The sequence below is a fragment of the Afifella marina DSM 2698 genome, from assembly GCF_900102695.1.
GTDB lineage: Bacteria > Pseudomonadota > Alphaproteobacteria > Rhizobiales > Afifellaceae > Afifella > Afifella marina.
On sequence record NZ_FMVW01000001.1, the window covers coordinates 453,849 to 470,914 of the forward strand.

A 17,066-nucleotide genomic window follows, 5' to 3' on the forward strand; every position below is an offset into this window, starting at 1 on the left:
CCTGTGGCTGTTTCTGAGCCGGCGGCAAGCGCGCTCCGTACGAAGATTGGGTCGCCTGGCTCAGGCGTTCGGCATCTCCGACAGCATCTGCCGATGCTCCTTCAGCGTCGGCAGGGTCTTGGACGCGAACTCCTTCACGGGCCCGTCTTCGCCATTTTCAGAATAGTATTGGAAGAGCTGGACTGCCTGCTCATGCGCCTGCACCTGCATTTGACGGTAGGTCTGGTCGAAGCTGTTGCCTGAGGCACCCTGCAGCTTCTGCATCATCTGCTGGTGTTTCTGATCGAGTTCGGTCGGCACCTGGACCTCGCCGTCGACATTTTGAAGCGCTTCCTTCAACTGGTTGCCGGCTTTCGTGTGGTCGGCCACCATGCGCGTGGCAAACTGTTGGATATCCTCGTTGTCGGACTGCTTCATCGCAAGCTGGCTCGACTGGATCTCGAACATGTTGGAGACGACAGCCATCTTCACGAAGCCCTGAACGTCTTTCGGCATCTGCTGCTGAGACGTCTGGCTTTGCCCCTGGGCCTGAGTCTGATTGGCGGTGTTGGATTGGGTCTGCGCGATGGCACAGGGTGCACTCATCGCTGCGACCGTCGCCAAGAGAATTAGTCGTTTCATGTAGGATGAACCTCTGCATTTTCGGCTCGGCCGGAAAGTGCCGACCTCATGACGCTGAACACCCGTTCTAAAAACAATGTTCCCCGAAAAATACTTTGCCGACGCCGCACTCTAAAGGTTTTATGTCTTCAAATAAATAAGATGAGAAAAAGAAGCGAATACATGGATGGGATCTCTCATGGTTGTTGCCGGCTCGGTCAAACGCTTTGTTCCGCCCGGGATGCGCGCCCTGTCGGGTTCTGTCTGAGAGACCGCAAACGGACGGAAAGCCTGCCTTACCGTCTGGCCTGTCTGTGTTTGAAGGTTGCCGATTAGAACGGATGCAAGCTCCACGCGAGCCTCTCGCCTTAACCGATGGCCAAACCGGTCAGGCAGGAGAGCCTTTCGTGAACATCCACTCCGTCAAGTTCAGAATCACTGCGTTATCCGCGGCATGCGTCATCGTTTTGACGGCTGTGCTTCTGGGCTTCGGGATTTACGCCGCGCGCGACACGTCGCGCTACGTCAATGAAAACGTGGATGAACTCCTCGACCGCACGAGCAAGCAGTCGCTGCAGCGGCTGGCAAATGCCCAGGCCGGCACGATCCGTGCGGAAGTGGATACGGCGTTCGATGCCGCCCGCAATATGGCTCGCACCTTCGAGGTAATGGCGGGCAGTGATGGGACCGGGACCCCGATCTATCAGCGCCGCGATCAGCTGAATGCCGTTCTTCTGAGCGTGTTGAAGGACAATCCGCGCTTCAACGGGACGTACAGCGCCTGGCTGCCGAATGCGCTCGATGGTCGCGATGATATGTATGGCGATCGCAAAGACGTGGGCTCGGATGCCACCGGACGCGTCCTTCCTTACTGGACGCGCGATGCGGACGGAAAGATCGCGCTTCAGCCGCTGGTCGAATACGACAGCGAGGCCTTGCATCCGAACGGCGTCATGAAGGGCGGCTGGTTCCTCGGTCCTCAGAAGACCGGCGAGGAGAGCATCCTCGCCCCGCTTCCTTACATCGTTCAGGGCAAGTCGGTTTATCTCGCCACCATGTCTGTCCCGATCATGGTCGACGGCAAATTCGCGGGCGTGGCCGGTGCCGATTTCGATCTCGCCTTCCTGCAGAAACTGGCCGAGCAGGTGAATGCCGACACATACGAAGGCAAGGGCGCGGTCAGGATCGTCTCTGGCGCCGGTCTCGTCGTCGCGGCGAGCGACGCTCCGCAGGCCATAGGGGGCTCTTATGAGGCCATTGCGGCCAGTGCCTCCGATGATATGGATATCCTGACAGAAGGGCGCGCCGCGGTGAAAACCGACGAGGCGAGCGACACCCTCAAAGTTTTCGCACCTGTAACGCTCGGACGTACGGATCAGGTCTGGTCCGTCGTGATCACCGTGCCGCGTCAGGTCGTTCTGGCCGAGGCCGACAAGCTCGCCGATTCGCTCGCAGAACGTGGTCGCGAAGATCTCATGTCGCAGGTGCTCGTCGGCCTTGCCGTGGTTTTCGCCGCGCTCGTTGCCATGGCCGTCGTCGCGTCCGGCATCTCGCGCCCGATCACGCAGCTCACGGGGGCCCTTCGGCGTCTGGCCTCCGGCGAGGCGGTGGACGAGATCGCGGGCGCTGAGCGTCGCGATGAGATCGGCGATATCTCTCGTGCCGTCGATCAGATCCGTGTGCGCATTGAAGAAGAGGCGCGCCAGAAGGCTGCCGAAGAGGAACAGAACCGCATCAAGCAGGAAGACGAGCGCCGCCGCACCATGCACGCCCTCGCCGACGAGTTCGAAGAGGCGATGGGCGGTGTCGTCCGCGGCGTCGTTGCCGCGACCGATCAGTTGCAGGGCGCGTCCGCGACGATGAGCTCGGCGACGGAAAAGGTCGCGCGGCAGTCGCAGACGGCGGCCGGCGCCTCGGCCGATGCGTCCTCCAATGTCCAGACGGTGGCCTCTGCCGCCGAAGAGCTTGCCTCCTCGATTGCCGAGATCAAACGTCAGGTCGATGAATCGGCCCGGATCGCCGGCGCCGCCGTCGGTGATGCGAATGGCACGGCCGGCAAGGTGCGCGAGCTGTCGGCTTCCGCGAGCCGCATCGGACAGGTGGTCGATCTCATCAAGGATATCGCCGAGCAGACGAACCTTCTCGCCCTCAACGCCACCATCGAAGCGGCGCGGGCCGGGGAGGCGGGCAAAGGCTTTGCCGTCGTGGCGGCGGAGGTCAAGCAGCTCGCCGATCAGACATCGCGGGCCACCTCGGAGATTGCCGCGCAGATCTCGGAGATCCAGAACTCCACCACCGATTCGGCCACGGCGATCGTCGGCATCACCGAGGTCATCGAGCAGATCAACCAGATCGCAACGGTCATTGCCACTTCGGTCGACGAGCAGGGCGAGGCGACCCGCGAGATCGCGGGCAGCGTCTCTCAGGCATCTATGGGAGCGAAGACCGTCGCCGACAACATCGAGGGCATCAACGAGGCGGCTGCCGATACGACCGCCGTCGCCGGCCAGGTCGAAAATGCCGCCACGACGCTCGGGCAGCAATCGGAGACGCTGAAGGCGGTCATGGATCGCTTCCTCAGCACGGTGCGGGCCGCATGACCTGCCGGACTTTGTCTTTCGCCGGCGCCGCCTCCGAGCGCCATCTTCGACGCGCCCGCGCCTTTCGCCCGGCTTTCTCCTCGCGGACGGGCAGGCCGTCTTGCCCAGGCTTCCCGAGCCACGAGCATCTCGTTCGTTCGGGATTCCACGCGAATTTCAGAGACAATCGCCTCGGATGCGGCCGAGGAAATCACAACTTTTAGTAGTGAATCGCATGCCGTTCGCGTAAGCTTTCCCCGTGCACAATTGGGGAGGCCATTATGCGCACAGCATCGATCACATTGTTTGCATGCGGCCTGGTTTTTGCCGCAAGCGAAGCCGGGGCGGCCTGCGGCTGCACCGGCATGAGTGTCGCCCGCACCACCGGCAACACGCAGATCATCTGCAGTTCGAGGGACTTCGGTGACCTTAAAGAATGCGCCAAACGGTCCGGCGGAACGCGCACCGTTTGCACGAGCACTTACGAATATGTCTGCCCGGTCGGGGTCAACAGTAAGAAATGGGGCGCAAGCAAGCCCGAGCAGAAAACCGGTTTCGGCGTTACGGCGACGCTGACGGGCACCGCCTCGCAATGCACGTCCGGGCAGCTCTTGGCGCTGACGATCACGGGTGATGGGAAGACCGAGCAGAATCCACCTATCAATCCGACGAACTCGACCGGCGGGACGGGCGCCCTCGTCGCGGGCGTGACCTTCGATGTCGATAACGACCCGACGCAAGCCTTTCCCGCTTATCCGATCGGCGGCGGCACGGCGACGAATCCAAAGTTTGGCGGTGACAATTACCGTTGGGCCGACAACGCGAAGGTTCTGATCGAGCGTGAGGATGGTCTCTTCCGCTGGTGGGACAATACCGATCAGGGCAAAGCCAAGAAATCCGAAGACGCCTCCTGGCGCTACAAATTCGTTTCTTGGGTGAAGGGGAGTAGCGGTCAGCCGAGCTGCGCTTGCAGTTTCGATATTTCGGTGGATTGGGGACCGGGTGCCGATCCCAACACGACTTACACGCAGGACGCCGCCTACAGCTCGAACTGCAATTGGTAAAACTAAACGCCTGATAACAGCGCGCGCCGTCTTCGGGCGGCTGCGCATACCGTGAGAGGCGAACAGGGCCGGATGGCTCTTGTCTCATACGCCACGGGAGGCGCTGTGTCCGATTTGCCTCTCGTCGCAGCAAGTGCGATCGACCGCATTGCACTTTCCCGGCGCTTATGGCAGAGGCCATGCCATGATCCGCTCTGCCCGACCACAGACTTTTGGTTACTGGCGCTTCCGTTAGGAAGCGGCAGGGCGCAATCATTGTGTGACCATGCCGCCGTGTCTGGGCGGAAAGGTCATTTCAAGCGACACCAATCCCTGTCACGGCGGCCCTTCGAAGGGGAAGGCCCGTGAATGTGATCAACAAGGTCGATTGGACGATCCGTGCCGAGCGATCGGCGCTTCTAATCCACGATATGCAGCCGCATTACTGCGAGGCTCTTGACGAGACGGTACGCACCGACCTCGCCGATCAGATCTCGCGGCTTGCGAGGCTCTGCGCGGCGCGTGCGATGCCGATCTTCGTCTCGCAGGTGCCACCGGCCCGGCTCGATTGCGAGCGCGGCCTGATGCGCGACATGTGGGGAAGGGGACCGGCCGACGGCGTCTCTGCCGAGAATGCGGGGCGGATGACGAATGCGCCCGCCCTCGACCCGGCGCTCGATCTTCATGGGCTGTCGTTGATCCCGGTGACGAAGCGCAGCTATTCGGCCTTCTACGGTAACGATTTCGAGGTCATGCTTCGGCGCCTCGGGCGGGACAACGTGATCATCACCGGCATCTACACGTCGATCGGCTGCCTTTCGACGGCGATGGACGCTTTCATGCGCGACATCCGCCCATTCATGGTCGCCGATGCGCTTGCCGACTTTTCCGAGGCCGAACACGAGGCCGGCCTCAAGAAGGCGGCACAGACTTGCGCGCGCATCGTGGAGGCGACGGAAGCGGTCGAACATCTGCAGGCACGACGCCCGCAACGGCCGTCCACCTGGGCGTTTGATGTTTGCTGAGGGGATGGCGCGTCTTGATGCCGATGGGTGCATCGCCGCAAGACGCGCCTCCGCTTGGGGCGCCTACGACGAGCCGAGACGCGCGGCGAGCGCGTCGATCTCGTGATCGGCAAAGACCTCGATGCCGTTTGCCCGCAACAATGCGCTCGTCACGCCTATGGCGGCATGTTTCCGGCCGTCGAAGCTGCCGTCGTAGATGAGGCTGCTGCCGCAGGAAGGGCTGCCGTCGATGAGGAGTGCGAAGTGGCAGTTTTGCGCGCGCGCGATCCGAAGCGCGGCTCTTGCTCCGGCGAGAAATCCTTCTGTCACGTCGGCTCCGGAGGTGTCGACGACCCTGGCTCGCCCGGCAAGAACGTCTTCGCCGCTGCGCCCGTCCGCGATCTCGGCGGGTCTTCGCGGCACGCAAAACCCGCCGATGAGTTCCGGGCAGACGGCGACGACCCGCCCTTCGGCCTGCCATCTGGCCAGCGCTGAATGACAAAGGGGCCGTGCCCCGCCATCATAGCGAACGGCTTCGCCCAGAAGGCAGGCACTGACCAGAATACGCGAGGGCATCGGGGCCTCATTCGCCGCGCGGAAAGCGTTGCGCGTCTTCCAGAATGTTCAAATCCATATGGTTGCGCATATAGCGCTCCGACGCCCGCTGCAGCGGCTGATAATCCCACGGGAAATAAGCGCCGTTCCTGAGCGCTTCGTAGACCACCCAGCGCCGCGCCTGGCTCTCGCGCACCTCGGCGTCAAAGGCCTTGAGGTTCCACTTCTCGCGCACAAGCGCCATGAAGCGGCCGATCTCGTCCTGGCAGGCGGGATCTTCCGCGAGGTTCGTCATCTCGTCGGGATCGCGCTCAAGATCAAAGAGGAGCGGCGGATCGACCTCGCAAAAGACGAACTTCCATTTGCCCTCGCGGACGCCGACGAGCGGGGCGATCGATCCCTCGGCCGCATATTCCATGAGGATCGGACCATGCTGCGCACCGCTCGAAGCGAGTGACAGCAGGCTGCGCCCGTCCGTCCAGGGCGTTATCTCCGACAGATCGATGCCGGCAAGATCGGCGAGTGTCGGCACGACATCGAGGGTGGAGACGGGGGTCTCGATGAGGCCCGGTGCGAGGCCGGGCGCGGCGACCATCAAAGGGACCCGTGCCGAGCCTTCGAAAAAGCTCATTTTGAACCAGAGGCCGCGCTCGCCCAGCATATCGCCATGGTCGGAGAGGAAGAGAATGATGGTGTTTTCCGCCATGCGGCAGCGCTCGAGGGTATCGAGGATTTCGCCGATCTTGTCGTCGAGATAGGAGATGTTGGCGAAATAGGCGCGCCTTGAGCGGCGGATATCCTCGTGGCTGATGTCGAACTTGAGATAGTCGCAGGCCTCCAGGAGGCGTTTGGAATGCGCATCCTGCGCGCCGAAGGGGATCTCTCCGATCCTCGGGGAAAGCTCCTCGCAATCCGCATAGCGATCCCAGTATTTCCGCCGCGCCACATAGGGGTCGTGCGGATGGGTGAAGGAAACGGTGAGGCACCAGGGCTTTGAGACATGCCCCCGCGCCAGATCGTAGAGCTTGCGGTTGGCGTGGTAGGCGACCTCGTCGTCGTATTCGAGCTGGTTGGTGATCTCCGCCACGCCCGCGCCGGTGACGGAACCGAGATTGTGGTACCACCAATCGATGCGCTCGCCGGGTTTGCGATAATCCGGGGTCCAGCCGAAATCCGCCGGATAGACGTCGGTCGTCAGCCGCTCTTCAAACCCGTGCAGCTGGTCCGGGCCGACGAAGTGCATTTTTCCGGAAAGCGCCGTCTGGTAGCCGGATCGGCGCAGATGATGGGCGTAGGTCGGGATCGAGGAGACGAATTCGGCTGCGTTGTCGTAGACGCCGGTGCGCCGCGGCAATTGCCCGCTCATGAAGGAGGCGCGCGCCGGCGCGCACAGCGGGCTCGCCGTATAGCAGTTCTGAAAACGCAGCGATCGTTCGGCGAGCTTGCGCAGTGCCGGCGTCTTCAGGAAGCCCGCGGGTCCGTCCGGAAACAGCGTCCCGTTGAGCTGGTCGACCATGAAGATCAGGATGTTGGGACGGCTCATGCGGGCAATTCCTTGAGGATCGGCGTGGCGAGAAGGAGGGCTGAAACGGCGCGCACTCCGCGCAGACACTGCGTCAGCCGGCATCCGCAACACAAGAGCGCGTCAAACGAGGGCACCGGATGTCGGGCGTGGCCGCAGCGCCACACTGCCCGCTCACGAACGTCCGAGAACCCGACGAAGGCTTGTCAAATCGGCGAAAGAGGGGCATAAGCCGCGCCATTATGACCAGCTTCGCTCTCTATCATCGCATGACCTCGGTCCGTTCGTAACGGACCGCGTCCGTAAGACGGACGCCTGAAGGGGCCGATTGCCCCGAGGTTAATGCCGGTCCCGCCGCGGCGGGACAATCGGTTCACCGATTTTCTTGAGAGCTTTCCATGTCTACCGCAGGCGCTTTGAGGCGCGGGCTTCGTGCCCTTCATTTCCGCAATTTCGTTCCGCTTCGGCATGCTGGCCACAGGTGGCCGGCTTGGCGTGCAGCCAACGGTCGGGTGGGATTGGCCGGCATCGGGCGCGTGAAGTTCAATCTTCGCGGCGATGTGTTCTCCGCGGTTCTGGGTTTTGCCTTCGCGCGCTGGCGCGAGCAGCCGGGGCGTGTCGCGCTGATTGCCGGTATGGTGACCCTCGCCACCTTGGCGGAAGTCTTCACGCCGCTTTTCGCTGGCCGCATCGTCGATGCAATCGCCGCAGGCGCCGCCGATCCAGACGCGAGGCATTCGGCGATCGTGGCGTTTCTCACGGTGACGGCTCTCGGCCTTGCCGCGGTCGGGCTCCGCCAGTTCGTCTTCTTCCAGATCATCACGCTGACCTTGAAGATGATCCGAGAGGTGGCTGAGGACGCCTTCCATCGCATCCAGCGCTTTTCGACCGATTGGCACGCCAACGCCTTTGCCGGTTCCACCGTGCGCAAGATGACGCGCGGCATGTGGGCGCTCGATCTGTTGAACGACACGCTTCTGATCGCGCTTCTGCCGTCCTTCGTGGTGCTTGTCGGCGCAACCGCGCTTCTCGGCGCCTTCTGGCCGGTGATGGGTCTCGTCATCGGGTTGGGCGCGCTCGCCTATCTCGCCGTCACCGTCATCCTGTCGGTGGGCTGGGTCGCACCTGCGGCGACGCTCGCCAATGCCTGGGACACGCGGCTCGGCGGAGCGCTCGCCGATGCGGTGAGCTGCAATGCCGTCGTCAAGGCGTTTGGCGCGGAGGATCGCGAGGAGGCGGGTCTCACGCGCATCCTGGCGAAATGGCAGCACCGCACCAGGCGCACCTGGCGGCGCGGCACGGTCGGCGCGGGTGCCCAGGGCCTGATGATGGTCCTCATCCAGGCGGGCATTCTGGGCGTTGCTCTCGTTCTCTGGCAGCGGGGCGCGGCGAGCGCCGGCGATGTCGCCTTCGTCCTCACCATGTTTTTCGTGGTGCAGGGGCATCTGCGCGATATCGGCATGCACATCCGCAACCTGCAGCGCTCCGTCAACGATCTCGAAGAGCTCGTCGCGCTGAACCGCGTGCCGATCGCGATCGCCGACCGGCCGGGCGCGGGTGAGGCGAAGATCGCCGCGGGGGAAATCGTCTTCGACCATGTCGATTTCCACTACGGCAATCACACGACGCCGCTTTACCGCGATTTCTCGGTAAAGATCGCGGCAGGCGAACGCGTCGGTCTCGTCGGTCATTCCGGATCGGGCAAGACGACCTTCGTCAAGCTGATTCAGCGGCTTTACGACGTGACGGGCGGCCAGATTCTGATCGACGGCGAGGATATCGCCGCCGTCAGGCAGGCCTCGCTTCGCCGGAAGATCGCCATCGTGCAGCAGGAGCCGGTGCTCTTTCACCGCTCGCTCGCCGACAACATCGCCTATGGCCGCCCCGGCGCGTCGCAGGCGGAGATCGAGCAGGCGGCGCGGCTCGCCCATGCCGACGAGTTCATCTCGCGGCTGCCGGAGGGCTACCGCACCATGGTGGGCGAGCGCGGCATCAAGCTGTCGGGCGGCGAACGCCAGAGGGTGGCGCTGGCGCGCGCCTTCCTGGTCGATGCGCCGATCCTGATCCTGGACGAGGCGACCTCGGCACTCGATTCCGAGAGCGAAGTGCTGATCCAGGACGCGATGGAGCATCTGATGGTCGGGCGCACGACGCTCGTCATCGCCCATCGTCTGTCGACGGTGCGCGCACTCGATCGCATCCTGGTCTTCGACCGGGGGCAGATCGTGGAGGAGGGCGACCACGCCGCCCTCATCGGCCGCGAGGGGGGCATCTATCGCCGCCTTTTCGAACGCCAGGCGCTGGAGCTGACGAAAGGCCTCGTCATGTAATCAGCGAGGGGGCTATAATCCCCCTCGCACCACACTTCGCTGTGTCACGGCGACTTTGTTGCGCGCCGGTGCCACAGCAACGCCTTCCCTCGGCGGCCGGTTTGTGTTCGATGGGGCAATGAGTGCTCTTTTTGCCGAACTCGACTACCGCCCGACCCCGATCGGTCCGATCAGCCTGCGCCGCCGGCGCGAGTTGAAGCTCGGCGTCGATATCTTCGAAATCAAGCTCGGCGAGGAATTCCTCATGTCGAGCCTTTTCACCGCCTCCGAGATTGCGCTTGCGCGTCTCGGCATTGCGGCGCTTGTCGGCACCGACCACGACATTCTCGTGGGCGGGCTCGGCCTCGGCTACACCGCCTGCGAAGTGCTTCGCCACGATACCGTCGGCTCGCTCCTGGTCGTAGAATTCCTGGATCCCGTTATCGAATGGCACCGCACGGGGCTCCTGCCGAACGGCGCGACGATGGAGGCGGATCGCCGCTGTCGGATCGTCAGCGGCGATTTTTTCGCCGGCGCCGCCAGTGCTGCAGGGTTCGACCCTGAGAGGGAGGCCCGCCGTTTCGACGCGATCCTCCTCGATATCGACCATTCGCCGGAAGCGCTGCTCGACGCGCGCAGCACGAGCTTTTATCACCCCGACGGGCTTGCAGCCCTTGGCGCCCATCTGAAGCCCAACGGCATTTTCGCGCTCTGGTCCGACGCCTTGCCGGATGACAGCTTCGTTGAACGTCTTGCCGACGTCTTTGCCGAGGCATGGGTGGAACCGGTCACCTTCCACAATCCCTTGCAGGACCGCCCCTTCACGCAAAGCGTCTATCTGGCGCGCAAAGCGGCCGGTTCTTCCGCCGCGGCGTGAGGAAGGCGATGGCGGAGAAGCGTGCTCAATCCTGTCCGGTCTGTCGGGGAGGGGATGTCGAACTCTTTCTCACCGTCAACGGCAGAGATTACTGGCGCTGCTCGACCTGCGCTGCACGCTATCTCGATCCCGCTCAGCGCCCGTCGCCGGCCGAAGAGCGGGAGCATTATCTGACGCATGAGAACGACGAGGACGACCCGGGCTATCGCCTGTGGCTTTCGAGGCTGACGCGTCCGCTCCTTGAACGGCTTTCGCCCGGCGCGAAAGGTCTCGACTACGGCTGCGGTCCGGGCCCCGCGCTTGCGAAGATGTTCGAAGAGGCCGGGCATCATATGGCGGTCTATGATCCGATTTTCGCGCCAGACCCCGGGCCGCTGTCAGAACGCTACGATGTCATCACGTGCACGGAGACGGCCGAGCATTTTCACGATCCGTCGGCCGAGTTCGATCGTCTGGCAGAGCTCTTGAAGCCCGGCGGTCTTCTCGGTGTGATGACTATCTTTCAGACGGACGATGCCCGCTTTGCCAACTGGCGCTATCGCCGCGACCCGACCCATGTCGTCTTCTACCGTGCCGACACCTTCCGCCTGATCGCCGCCCGCCGCGGCCTCACCTGTGAGATCGCCGAGAAGGACGTGGTGCTGATGCAAAAGGGCAGGTGAGGCAGAACTCGACAACTATCAAGTAGATGTATAAATACACACCATGGATAGTGGGGCTGTCCTCAAACTTCTGAAGCTGGACGGCTGGTACGAAGTTACCCGTCGTGGAAGCCATCTTCAGATGAAACACCCTGAGAAGGCTGGCCGGGTGACACTCCCGCATCCGAAGCGCGACATCCCGCTCGGAACGCTGAAAAGCATCGAAAAACAGTCGGGGCTGAAGCTGAAATGACCATGCATGAATATATCGGCCTGATCCACAAGGAGGAGGGGAGCGATTACGGCGTCTCCTTTCCGGATTTCCCGGGCGTGGCGACGGCCGGCACCTCCCTCGACGACGCGCGTGCCATGGCCGAGGAAGCGCTGGCGTTGCATGTCGACGGGCTTCTTGAAGAGGGCGAGCCGATCCCTGTCCCCTCCAGCCTTGAGGAGGTGATGGCTGCTCCTGAGCATCGTGATGGCGTGGCCATTCTCGTCGCTCTGAAGGCTGAACCGAAGAAGGCGGTGCGCGTCAACGTCACGCTGCCAGAGGATGTCCTGGCTGAGATCGATGCCTTCGCCGCGTCCCACGGCTTCACGCGCTCCGGCTTTCTCGCTGCTGCGGCGAAGAAGGTTATGGCCGCGGAATAGGGGCTAGCATCGCCTGTTCTCTCCGCGTCGCGCGAAGGGGCGAGGGGGCGCATCTCTTCTGGATGCTGGGTAACTGCAGGGACGGACGCGCAGATACCAATCCGCGGCACAGCCCTTTCTTCTCCCCTCTGGGGAGAAGGTGGCGGGCGAAGCCCGCCGGATGAGGGGTGGCTTCACATCCCACGCTGATGCTGGTTTGTCCTCCACCCCTCACCGCCCGCTTCGCGGGCACCTCTCCCCAGAAGGGGAGAGGAACGGAGCGTGCAGCAATCGCTCCGAGAAGAATGGCGATGATGCGGTCCCGAGCGGCTTTTCGTCGACGCCATAGTCCAGAGCGAACGCCAGGGGTGCGGGGCCGCAAAGAAGGCGAAAGGGTCTCGAAGCCGCGCGGGGGTGCGATATGTTGGGCTGTGGGCTGTGTTTCGCGTCTGCCGTTCGGCCTTCCCCGCATTCTCGAAAGGGCATTTTTTGACACAACGAGGCCATGGCAGCCTGGCGGTCTATTTCGGCGCCGTCTTCGCCTTTGCCGTCACCATGGTGGGCACCACCATGCCGACGCCGCTTTATCCTCTCTATCGCGGTCTTTTCGGGTTTTCCGAGCTGACGATCACGGTGATTTTCGCCGTCTATGCGCTCGGCGTCATGGCGGCGCTCATCATCACCGGGCGCTGGTCCGACCAGCTCGGCCGCCGGCCGCTGCTCTTTGCGGGTCTTGCCGCTTCGGCGCTGAGCGATCTCGTCTTCTGGAATGCCGGCGGGCTCGGCATGATCCTTTTCGGCCGCGTTCTTTCAGGGATTTCGGCCGGTATCTTCACCGGCACCGCGACCGTGGCGCTCATCGAACTCGCGCCGGAGCGCATCAAGCGCTGGGGTACGTTCTTTGCGACATCCGCCAATATGGGCGGTCTCGGGCTCGGGCCGATGTTTGCCGGCGGCCTGGCGGAGTATCTGCCGGCGCCCCTCGTCTTGCCCTATGCGCTGCATTTCCTGCTGGCGCTTCTTGCCGTCCTCTGCGTCTGGCGTGCGCCGGAAACCGTTGTGCGGCCGGACAAGGTGCGGCTGAAGCTTCAGCGCCTTGCCGTCCCGCGCGAGGTGCGGGCAGCCTTCGTGCCGGCCGGTATCGCCGCCTTTGCGGGCTTCATGGTCTGCGGTTTCTTCACCGCCGTGGCGCCGGCTTTTCTCGGCGAAGAGCTTGGCTACGACAACCACCTCGTCATCGGCTTCGTCTCGGGCATTTTGTTCATCGCCTCGACCGTCGGGCAGCTTCTGCAAAGCAATCTGCCGAGCGGGAGGCGGCTACCGATCGGTTGCGCCATTCTTTTGGCAGGCGTCGTCATCATCGCTCTTGGCCTCGGCAGCGAGATGCTGTCGGCGATCATTGCGGGCGTGTTGATCGCCGGCTTCGGTCACGGCGTCGCGTTTCGGGCGGGGCTGGGCGCCGTCGCGGATGCGAGCCCGCCCGACGAGCGGGCGAGCGTCGTCTCGACCTTCTTCATCGTCGCCTATGTGGCGATCTCGTTTCCCGTCATCTGCATCGGGCTCGCCGGGGCCTCGCTCGGCCTCAAGACGGCAAGCCTCGCATTCTCCGCGATCGCGGCCGTCTTGTGCTGCCTCGCCCTCGTTTTCCTGTTACGGGGCGGCGGCACGCAGCATCAAAAGGCTTCCACGGCCCGCGAATGAGCGGAGAGGGATGGCGACGAGACTGCACGGATTGCTCTCAAAAAGACACTTCTCGGCGCAGCGGATGCCGGCCGGCCGCGGTTCAGCTCTCGGCGTCTCCGGAGGCTGAAGCGAGGCCGTATTCCTGCAGCTTGTAGAGGAGCGTGCGTCGGCTGATGCCGAGCTCGACGGCGGTATGGCTGCGATTGCCCGCGTTGCGCGTCAGCGCGTTGCGGATGACCTGGCTTTCGAACTCGTTGACGAGTTCGCGCAAGGAGCCCTTGCGCATGGTCGCGTCGAGGTTGCCGGTGTCGGCAAGCCCCTCGCTCGCCCCGGTGATGGAGGCGGGAAGGTCCTCGACCGTGATGACATTGGTCGTGCACATGACGACGGCATGTTCGATGGCATTGGCGAGTTCACGCACATTGCCGGGCCACGGCCAGGCGAGGAGGCAGTCCATCGCCGACGTATCGAAGCCGCGGATGACAAAATTGTTTTCCGCGCAGAAGCGCTCCAGAAAATGCTCCGAAAGCAGCCGCACATCTTCCGGCCGGTCGCGCAGCGGGATGGTCTCGAGCGTGACGACATTGAGGCGGAAATAGAGATCCTGCCGGAATGTCCCCTCCCGCACCATCTCCTGAAGGTTGCGGTTGGTTGCCGCCACGATGCGCACATCGGCTTTGATCGGCGTGCCGCCGCCGACGCGCTCGAATTCGTGCTCCTGCAGAACCCGCAGCAGCTTCGCCTGCAGCCCCGGAGAAATCTCGCCGATCTCATCGAGGAAGAGGGTACCGTGTTCGGCCTGCTCGAAGCGGCCGCGATGCCGGCTTGCGGCGCCGGTAAAGGAACCCTTTTCGTGGCCGAAGAACTCGCTTTCGTGCAGCCCTTCCGGGATCGCGGCGCAATTCACCTTGACGAAGGGATGTGCCGCGCGGGCGCTGCCGTAATGGATGGCGGCGGCGACGAGCTCCTTGCCGGTGCCGCTCTCGCCCTGGATGAGCACGGTCGCATTGCTGCGCGCGACCTTGGCGATCGTCTGCCGCTGCTCGATCATGCGCGGATTGTTGGTCAAAATGCCTTCCGCGCCGTAGCGCTCGGACAATTCGCGGCGCAGCGAGACGATGTCGCGACGCATCGCCCGGATCTCCAGGATCCGACGCACCAGCATGCGGATCTCGTCGAGATCGAAGGGTTTCAGGACGTAATCGAAGGCGCCGTCCTTCATCGCCTGCACGGCGGTGCCGACTTCGGCGAAGGCCGTCATCAGTACGATCTGGGCGGTGCGGTCGATCTCCACGATGGCTTTGAGCGCATCGAGGCCGTTCATGCGCGGCATGCGGATGTCGAGCAGCACCACATCCGCATGTCGGCGCCGAAAAGTCTCGACACCCTCCAGCCCATCCTTGGCCACGACGACCTCAAGCCCTTCCTTCTGGAGGACGGCCTTGAGCATGTGGCAGATGGCCTGGTCGTCGTCGACGACGAGAGCAACGGGTGTGGAATTGGTCATTCTGTTTTTTCTGATACCGGAGCGACAATCGGAATGCGAATCCGAACAACGGTCCCGTGCCCGGCCCGGCTGTCGAAACTGATGACGCCGTGATGCGCATCGATGATGCGGTGGACCATGGCGAGGCCGAGCCCCGTCCCGCTGGGCTTGGTGGAGAAGAAGGGATCGAAGACTTTGCCGACGTGATGTGGCTCCACGCCGACGCCGTCGTCGCGCACTTCGATGGCAATGTCGTCCGGACCTTCGCGGGCCGCGGTGACGACCACGCGGCCATCGTTGGTGATTGCCTGCAGCGCGTTGATGAGGAGATTGAGGAGCGCCTGTTTCAGCGCCTCGGCATCGGCGTCGATGTCCGGCAGATCATCCTCGAACCGGAGGTCGATCTGCACGTTCCCCTGGCCCTTGGCGAGGAAACTCACGTCTTCGATGAGATTGGTGACGTCGATCTTGCTGATCTTCGGCGGCCTGAGCCGGCCGAAGGCGAGAAGCTTGCCGATGGTGTCGTTGAGGACGTCGACCTCGTGGATGATGATCGTTGAATAGCGCCGCCACTCCTCCGGATCGTCGCAATCGGCGAGATATTGCACGAAGCCGCGGATTGAGGTGAGGGGGTTGCGGATCTCGTGCGCGATGCTGGCCGTCAGCTCGCCGAGCGCGGCCAGACGGTCGGCGCGCATCACCTGCACCATGAGCCGGTCGCGTTCGCTGACGTCCTTGAGGACGACCACGGCCCCGATGCGTCGGTTCTCCGCATCGTGCAGGACACTCGACGTGGCCGTCAGGCGCCAGACGGAATCCTTGCGCGGGATTTCGAGCGTCACTCCGATATGCGGGCGCCCGGTATCGAGCGTGTCGAGAAGGGCGCTCGCCACATGCATGTGATCGGCAAAGAGCGACCGGTAGGACTGGCCGATGACCTCCGTCGCCGGCACGTCGTACATCTGTTCTGCGGCGGGATTGAAGGCGGTGATCCGGCCGTCGACGTCGACCGCCACGACCCCGTCGGCGATGCTGGTGAGAATGTTTTCCGTGAGCGTGCGGGCGTCGAGAAGCGCCATCGCCATGTTGTTGACGGCATCGACGATCTCGCCGAGCTCGCCGCGCAAGGGGGCGATCGGTCGTCTGAGATCGTCCTTGAGGCTTGCGAGACCGCCGACGATCATGTCGACTTCGCGCGACAACCGCTTCGACATCAAATGAATGACGATGCCGGCGACCAGGATGCCGCCGAGGGTGATGGCGAGGACGGTGCGGTCGACCGTCTGTTCCTGGCGCTCGATCGCGTCGGTAAATTCGTTTGCCCAGATATAGCCGATGACGTTCCCGTTGCGGCGGATCGGCCACATCGCATTCATCACCGACCCGCGCACGAGCGAGCCGAACTCCACATCGGGCTGGCCCGCGCGCATCACCGAACGGCCGGGATGGTCGGGGGCGATCGCCTTGCCGACCGTGTGTCCATAGCTGGCGCTCGGCCCGTAGGTGATGATGGCGTCGAGCCGGCGCGAATAATAGCCGACGCCGACGCCAGGATCTGATGCGGCGATCTTGTCCGTAATCGGGGCGAGCTTGGCATTGAGATGCTGGATAGCGACCTGGCGGTCCTGCCAGCCGGACGGCAGATCGGCGAGAAGCGCATCGAAGCCCGTGCCGAGTTCGGCATCGAGGATGCGCGCCAATGAGAACAGCTTCTCCTGCTTTTCCTGCAGGAGCGCCTCGCGGCCTTCATATTGCAGGATGACGCCGAGGATGATGATCGGCAGCACGACCATGATGAAGGATGTCAGCATCAGCCGCTGACGCATCTTCTCCGGCAGGACCCTCCGGCTCAGCCATCTCAGCCCCATCCGACGCTCCGTGAGATCGTGCGGGTGAGCGGTTCTGCCCGCTTTAGGCGGTCGTCTGCTGTGAATCCCAGACTCGAACATGATTGGCGCCTTCGGCCGTCGGGGGAGGCGAGAGCTTTCCGCGCCGGCTGCCGGAAAGCTCTTGCGGCGCCGGATTTATCTGCGCAGAGAGAAGTAAAGTCCATGTGAAAAATTTTGCGCATTGCGCAAATACCTGCACAAGAATGAGAGTGCTGTTTTGTCGCAGAAATATTCCTAAGTTCGCAAGA

The 17,066-nt window shown here is 63.2% G+C and carries 14 protein-coding genes; 9 read left to right on the forward strand and 5 right to left on the reverse strand.

The window, feature by feature from the left end; translation table 11 throughout:
• Window positions 1-60: 60 nt before the first annotated feature.
• Entirely contained in the window at window positions 61-621 is a 561-nt protein-coding gene (locus BLP76_RS02090) for a DUF4142 domain-containing protein (RefSeq protein WP_092809229.1), read from the reverse strand.
• A gap of 386 nt (window positions 622-1,007) precedes the next feature.
• On the opposite strand from BLP76_RS02090, the gene BLP76_RS02095 reads away from it, so the two are divergent.
• The 3 genes from BLP76_RS02095 to BLP76_RS02105 all read left to right on the forward strand — a co-directional run bounded on the left by BLP76_RS02095 (window position 1,008) and on the right by BLP76_RS02105 (window position 5,247).
• Window positions 1,008-3,200 carry a methyl-accepting chemotaxis protein gene (locus tag BLP76_RS02095; RefSeq protein ID WP_092810046.1) on the forward strand — a complete coding sequence of 731 codons (2,193 nt, stop codon included), beginning with the start codon at window positions 1,008-1,010 and terminating at the stop codon, window positions 3,198-3,200.
• Between the two features lie 260 nt (window positions 3,201-3,460).
• The gene (locus tag BLP76_RS02100; RefSeq protein WP_092809230.1) at window positions 3,461-4,243 is read left to right on the forward strand and encodes a hypothetical protein; all 783 of its coding nucleotides are present in this window, start codon (window positions 3,461-3,463) and stop codon (window positions 4,241-4,243) included.
• A gap of 344 nt (window positions 4,244-4,587) precedes the next feature.
• Window positions 4,588-5,247: an isochorismatase family protein gene (locus BLP76_RS02105; RefSeq protein ID WP_092809231.1), complete on the forward strand. Its 660-nt coding sequence runs from the start codon at window positions 4,588-4,590 to the stop codon at window positions 5,245-5,247.
• A 63-nt stretch (window positions 5,248-5,310) separates the two neighbouring features.
• Here BLP76_RS02105 and BLP76_RS02110 read toward each other — a convergent pair whose 3' ends face one another.
• Window positions 5,311-5,802, reverse strand: a complete 492-nt coding sequence (locus BLP76_RS02110; protein ID WP_092809232.1) for a 2-thiouracil desulfurase family protein — start codon at window positions 5,800-5,802, stop codon at window positions 5,311-5,313.
• Window positions 5,803-5,809: 7 nt separating this feature from the next.
• Window positions 5,810-7,324: a choline-sulfatase gene (betC, locus tag BLP76_RS02115; protein ID WP_092809233.1), complete on the reverse strand. Its 1,515-nt coding sequence runs from the start codon at window positions 7,322-7,324 to the stop codon at window positions 5,810-5,812.
• Window positions 7,325-7,830: 506 nt separating this feature from the next.
• On the opposite strand from betC, the gene BLP76_RS02120 reads away from it, so the two are divergent.
• The 6 genes from BLP76_RS02120 (at window position 7,831) to BLP76_RS02145 (ending at window position 13,461) form a co-directional block, all read left to right on the forward strand.
• Window positions 7,831-9,633: an ABC transporter ATP-binding protein gene (locus BLP76_RS02120; protein WP_244514420.1), complete on the forward strand. Its 1,803-nt coding sequence runs from the start codon at window positions 7,831-7,833 to the stop codon at window positions 9,631-9,633.
• A gap of 118 nt (window positions 9,634-9,751) precedes the next feature.
• On the forward strand, window positions 9,752-10,489 hold the full coding sequence (locus BLP76_RS02125) for a spermine/spermidine synthase domain-containing protein (RefSeq protein ID WP_092809235.1): 738 nt from the start codon (window positions 9,752-9,754) through the stop codon (window positions 10,487-10,489).
• Window positions 10,490-10,497: 8 nt separating this feature from the next.
• A complete protein-coding gene (locus tag BLP76_RS02130) occupies window positions 10,498-11,151 on the forward strand; it encodes a class I SAM-dependent methyltransferase (RefSeq protein ID WP_092809236.1) in 654 nt (217 codons plus the stop codon).
• A 43-nt stretch (window positions 11,152-11,194) separates the two neighbouring features.
• Window positions 11,195-11,383, forward strand: a complete 189-nt coding sequence (locus BLP76_RS02135; RefSeq protein ID WP_092809237.1) for a type II toxin-antitoxin system HicA family toxin — start codon at window positions 11,195-11,197, stop codon at window positions 11,381-11,383.
• A gap of 2 nt (window positions 11,384-11,385) precedes the next feature.
• A complete protein-coding gene (locus BLP76_RS02140; RefSeq protein WP_092810048.1) occupies window positions 11,386-11,781 on the forward strand; it encodes a type II toxin-antitoxin system HicB family antitoxin in 396 nt (131 codons plus the stop codon).
• Window positions 11,782-12,249: 468 nt separating this feature from the next.
• Complete coding sequence (locus tag BLP76_RS02145; protein ID WP_200170480.1) at window positions 12,250-13,461, forward strand: MFS transporter; 1,212 nt, start codon at window positions 12,250-12,252, stop codon at window positions 13,459-13,461.
• An 82-nt stretch (window positions 13,462-13,543) separates the two neighbouring features.
• Here the strand turns inward: BLP76_RS02145 and BLP76_RS02150 are convergent, their stop codons facing one another.
• A complete protein-coding gene (locus BLP76_RS02150; RefSeq protein WP_092809238.1) occupies window positions 13,544-14,950 on the reverse strand; it encodes a sigma 54-interacting transcriptional regulator in 1,407 nt (468 codons plus the stop codon).
• Window positions 14,947-16,797 (reverse strand): two-component system sensor histidine kinase AtoS, encoded by a 1,851-nt coding sequence (gene atoS, locus BLP76_RS02155; RefSeq protein WP_092809239.1) that lies wholly within the window; start codon window positions 16,795-16,797, stop codon window positions 14,947-14,949. The genes BLP76_RS02150 and atoS overlap by 4 nt, the downstream gene beginning before the upstream one ends.
• Window positions 16,798-17,066: the final 269 nt, after the last annotated feature.

Coding starts and splice junctions, on each gene's coding strand:
- BLP76_RS02090 (WP_092809229.1), bottom strand. CDS start 621: ATGAAACGACTAATTCTCTTGGCGACGGTCGCAGCGATGAGTGCACCC.
- BLP76_RS02125 (WP_092809235.1), top strand. CDS start 9,752: ATGAGTGCTCTTTTTGCCGAACTCGACTACCGCCCGACCCCGATCGGT.
- BLP76_RS02130 (WP_092809236.1), top strand. CDS start 10,498: ATGGCGGAGAAGCGTGCTCAATCCTGTCCGGTCTGTCGGGGAGGGGAT.
- BLP76_RS02140 (WP_092810048.1), top strand. CDS start 11,386: ATGCATGAATATATCGGCCTGATCCACAAGGAGGAGGGGAGCGATTAC.
- BLP76_RS02150 (WP_092809238.1), bottom strand. CDS start 14,950: ATGACCAATTCCACACCCGTTGCTCTCGTCGTCGACGACGACCAGGCC.
- atoS (WP_092809239.1), bottom strand. CDS start 16,797: ATGGGGCTGAGATGGCTGAGCCGGAGGGTCCTGCCGGAGAAGATGCGT.
- BLP76_RS02110 (WP_092809232.1), bottom strand. CDS start 5,802: ATGCCCTCGCGTATTCTGGTCAGTGCCTGCCTTCTGGGCGAAGCCGTT.
- betC (WP_092809233.1), bottom strand. CDS start 7,324: ATGAGCCGTCCCAACATCCTGATCTTCATGGTCGACCAGCTCAACGGG.
- BLP76_RS02135 (WP_092809237.1), top strand. CDS start 11,195: ATGGATAGTGGGGCTGTCCTCAAACTTCTGAAGCTGGACGGCTGGTAC.
- BLP76_RS02100 (WP_092809230.1), top strand. CDS start 3,461: ATGCGCACAGCATCGATCACATTGTTTGCATGCGGCCTGGTTTTTGCC.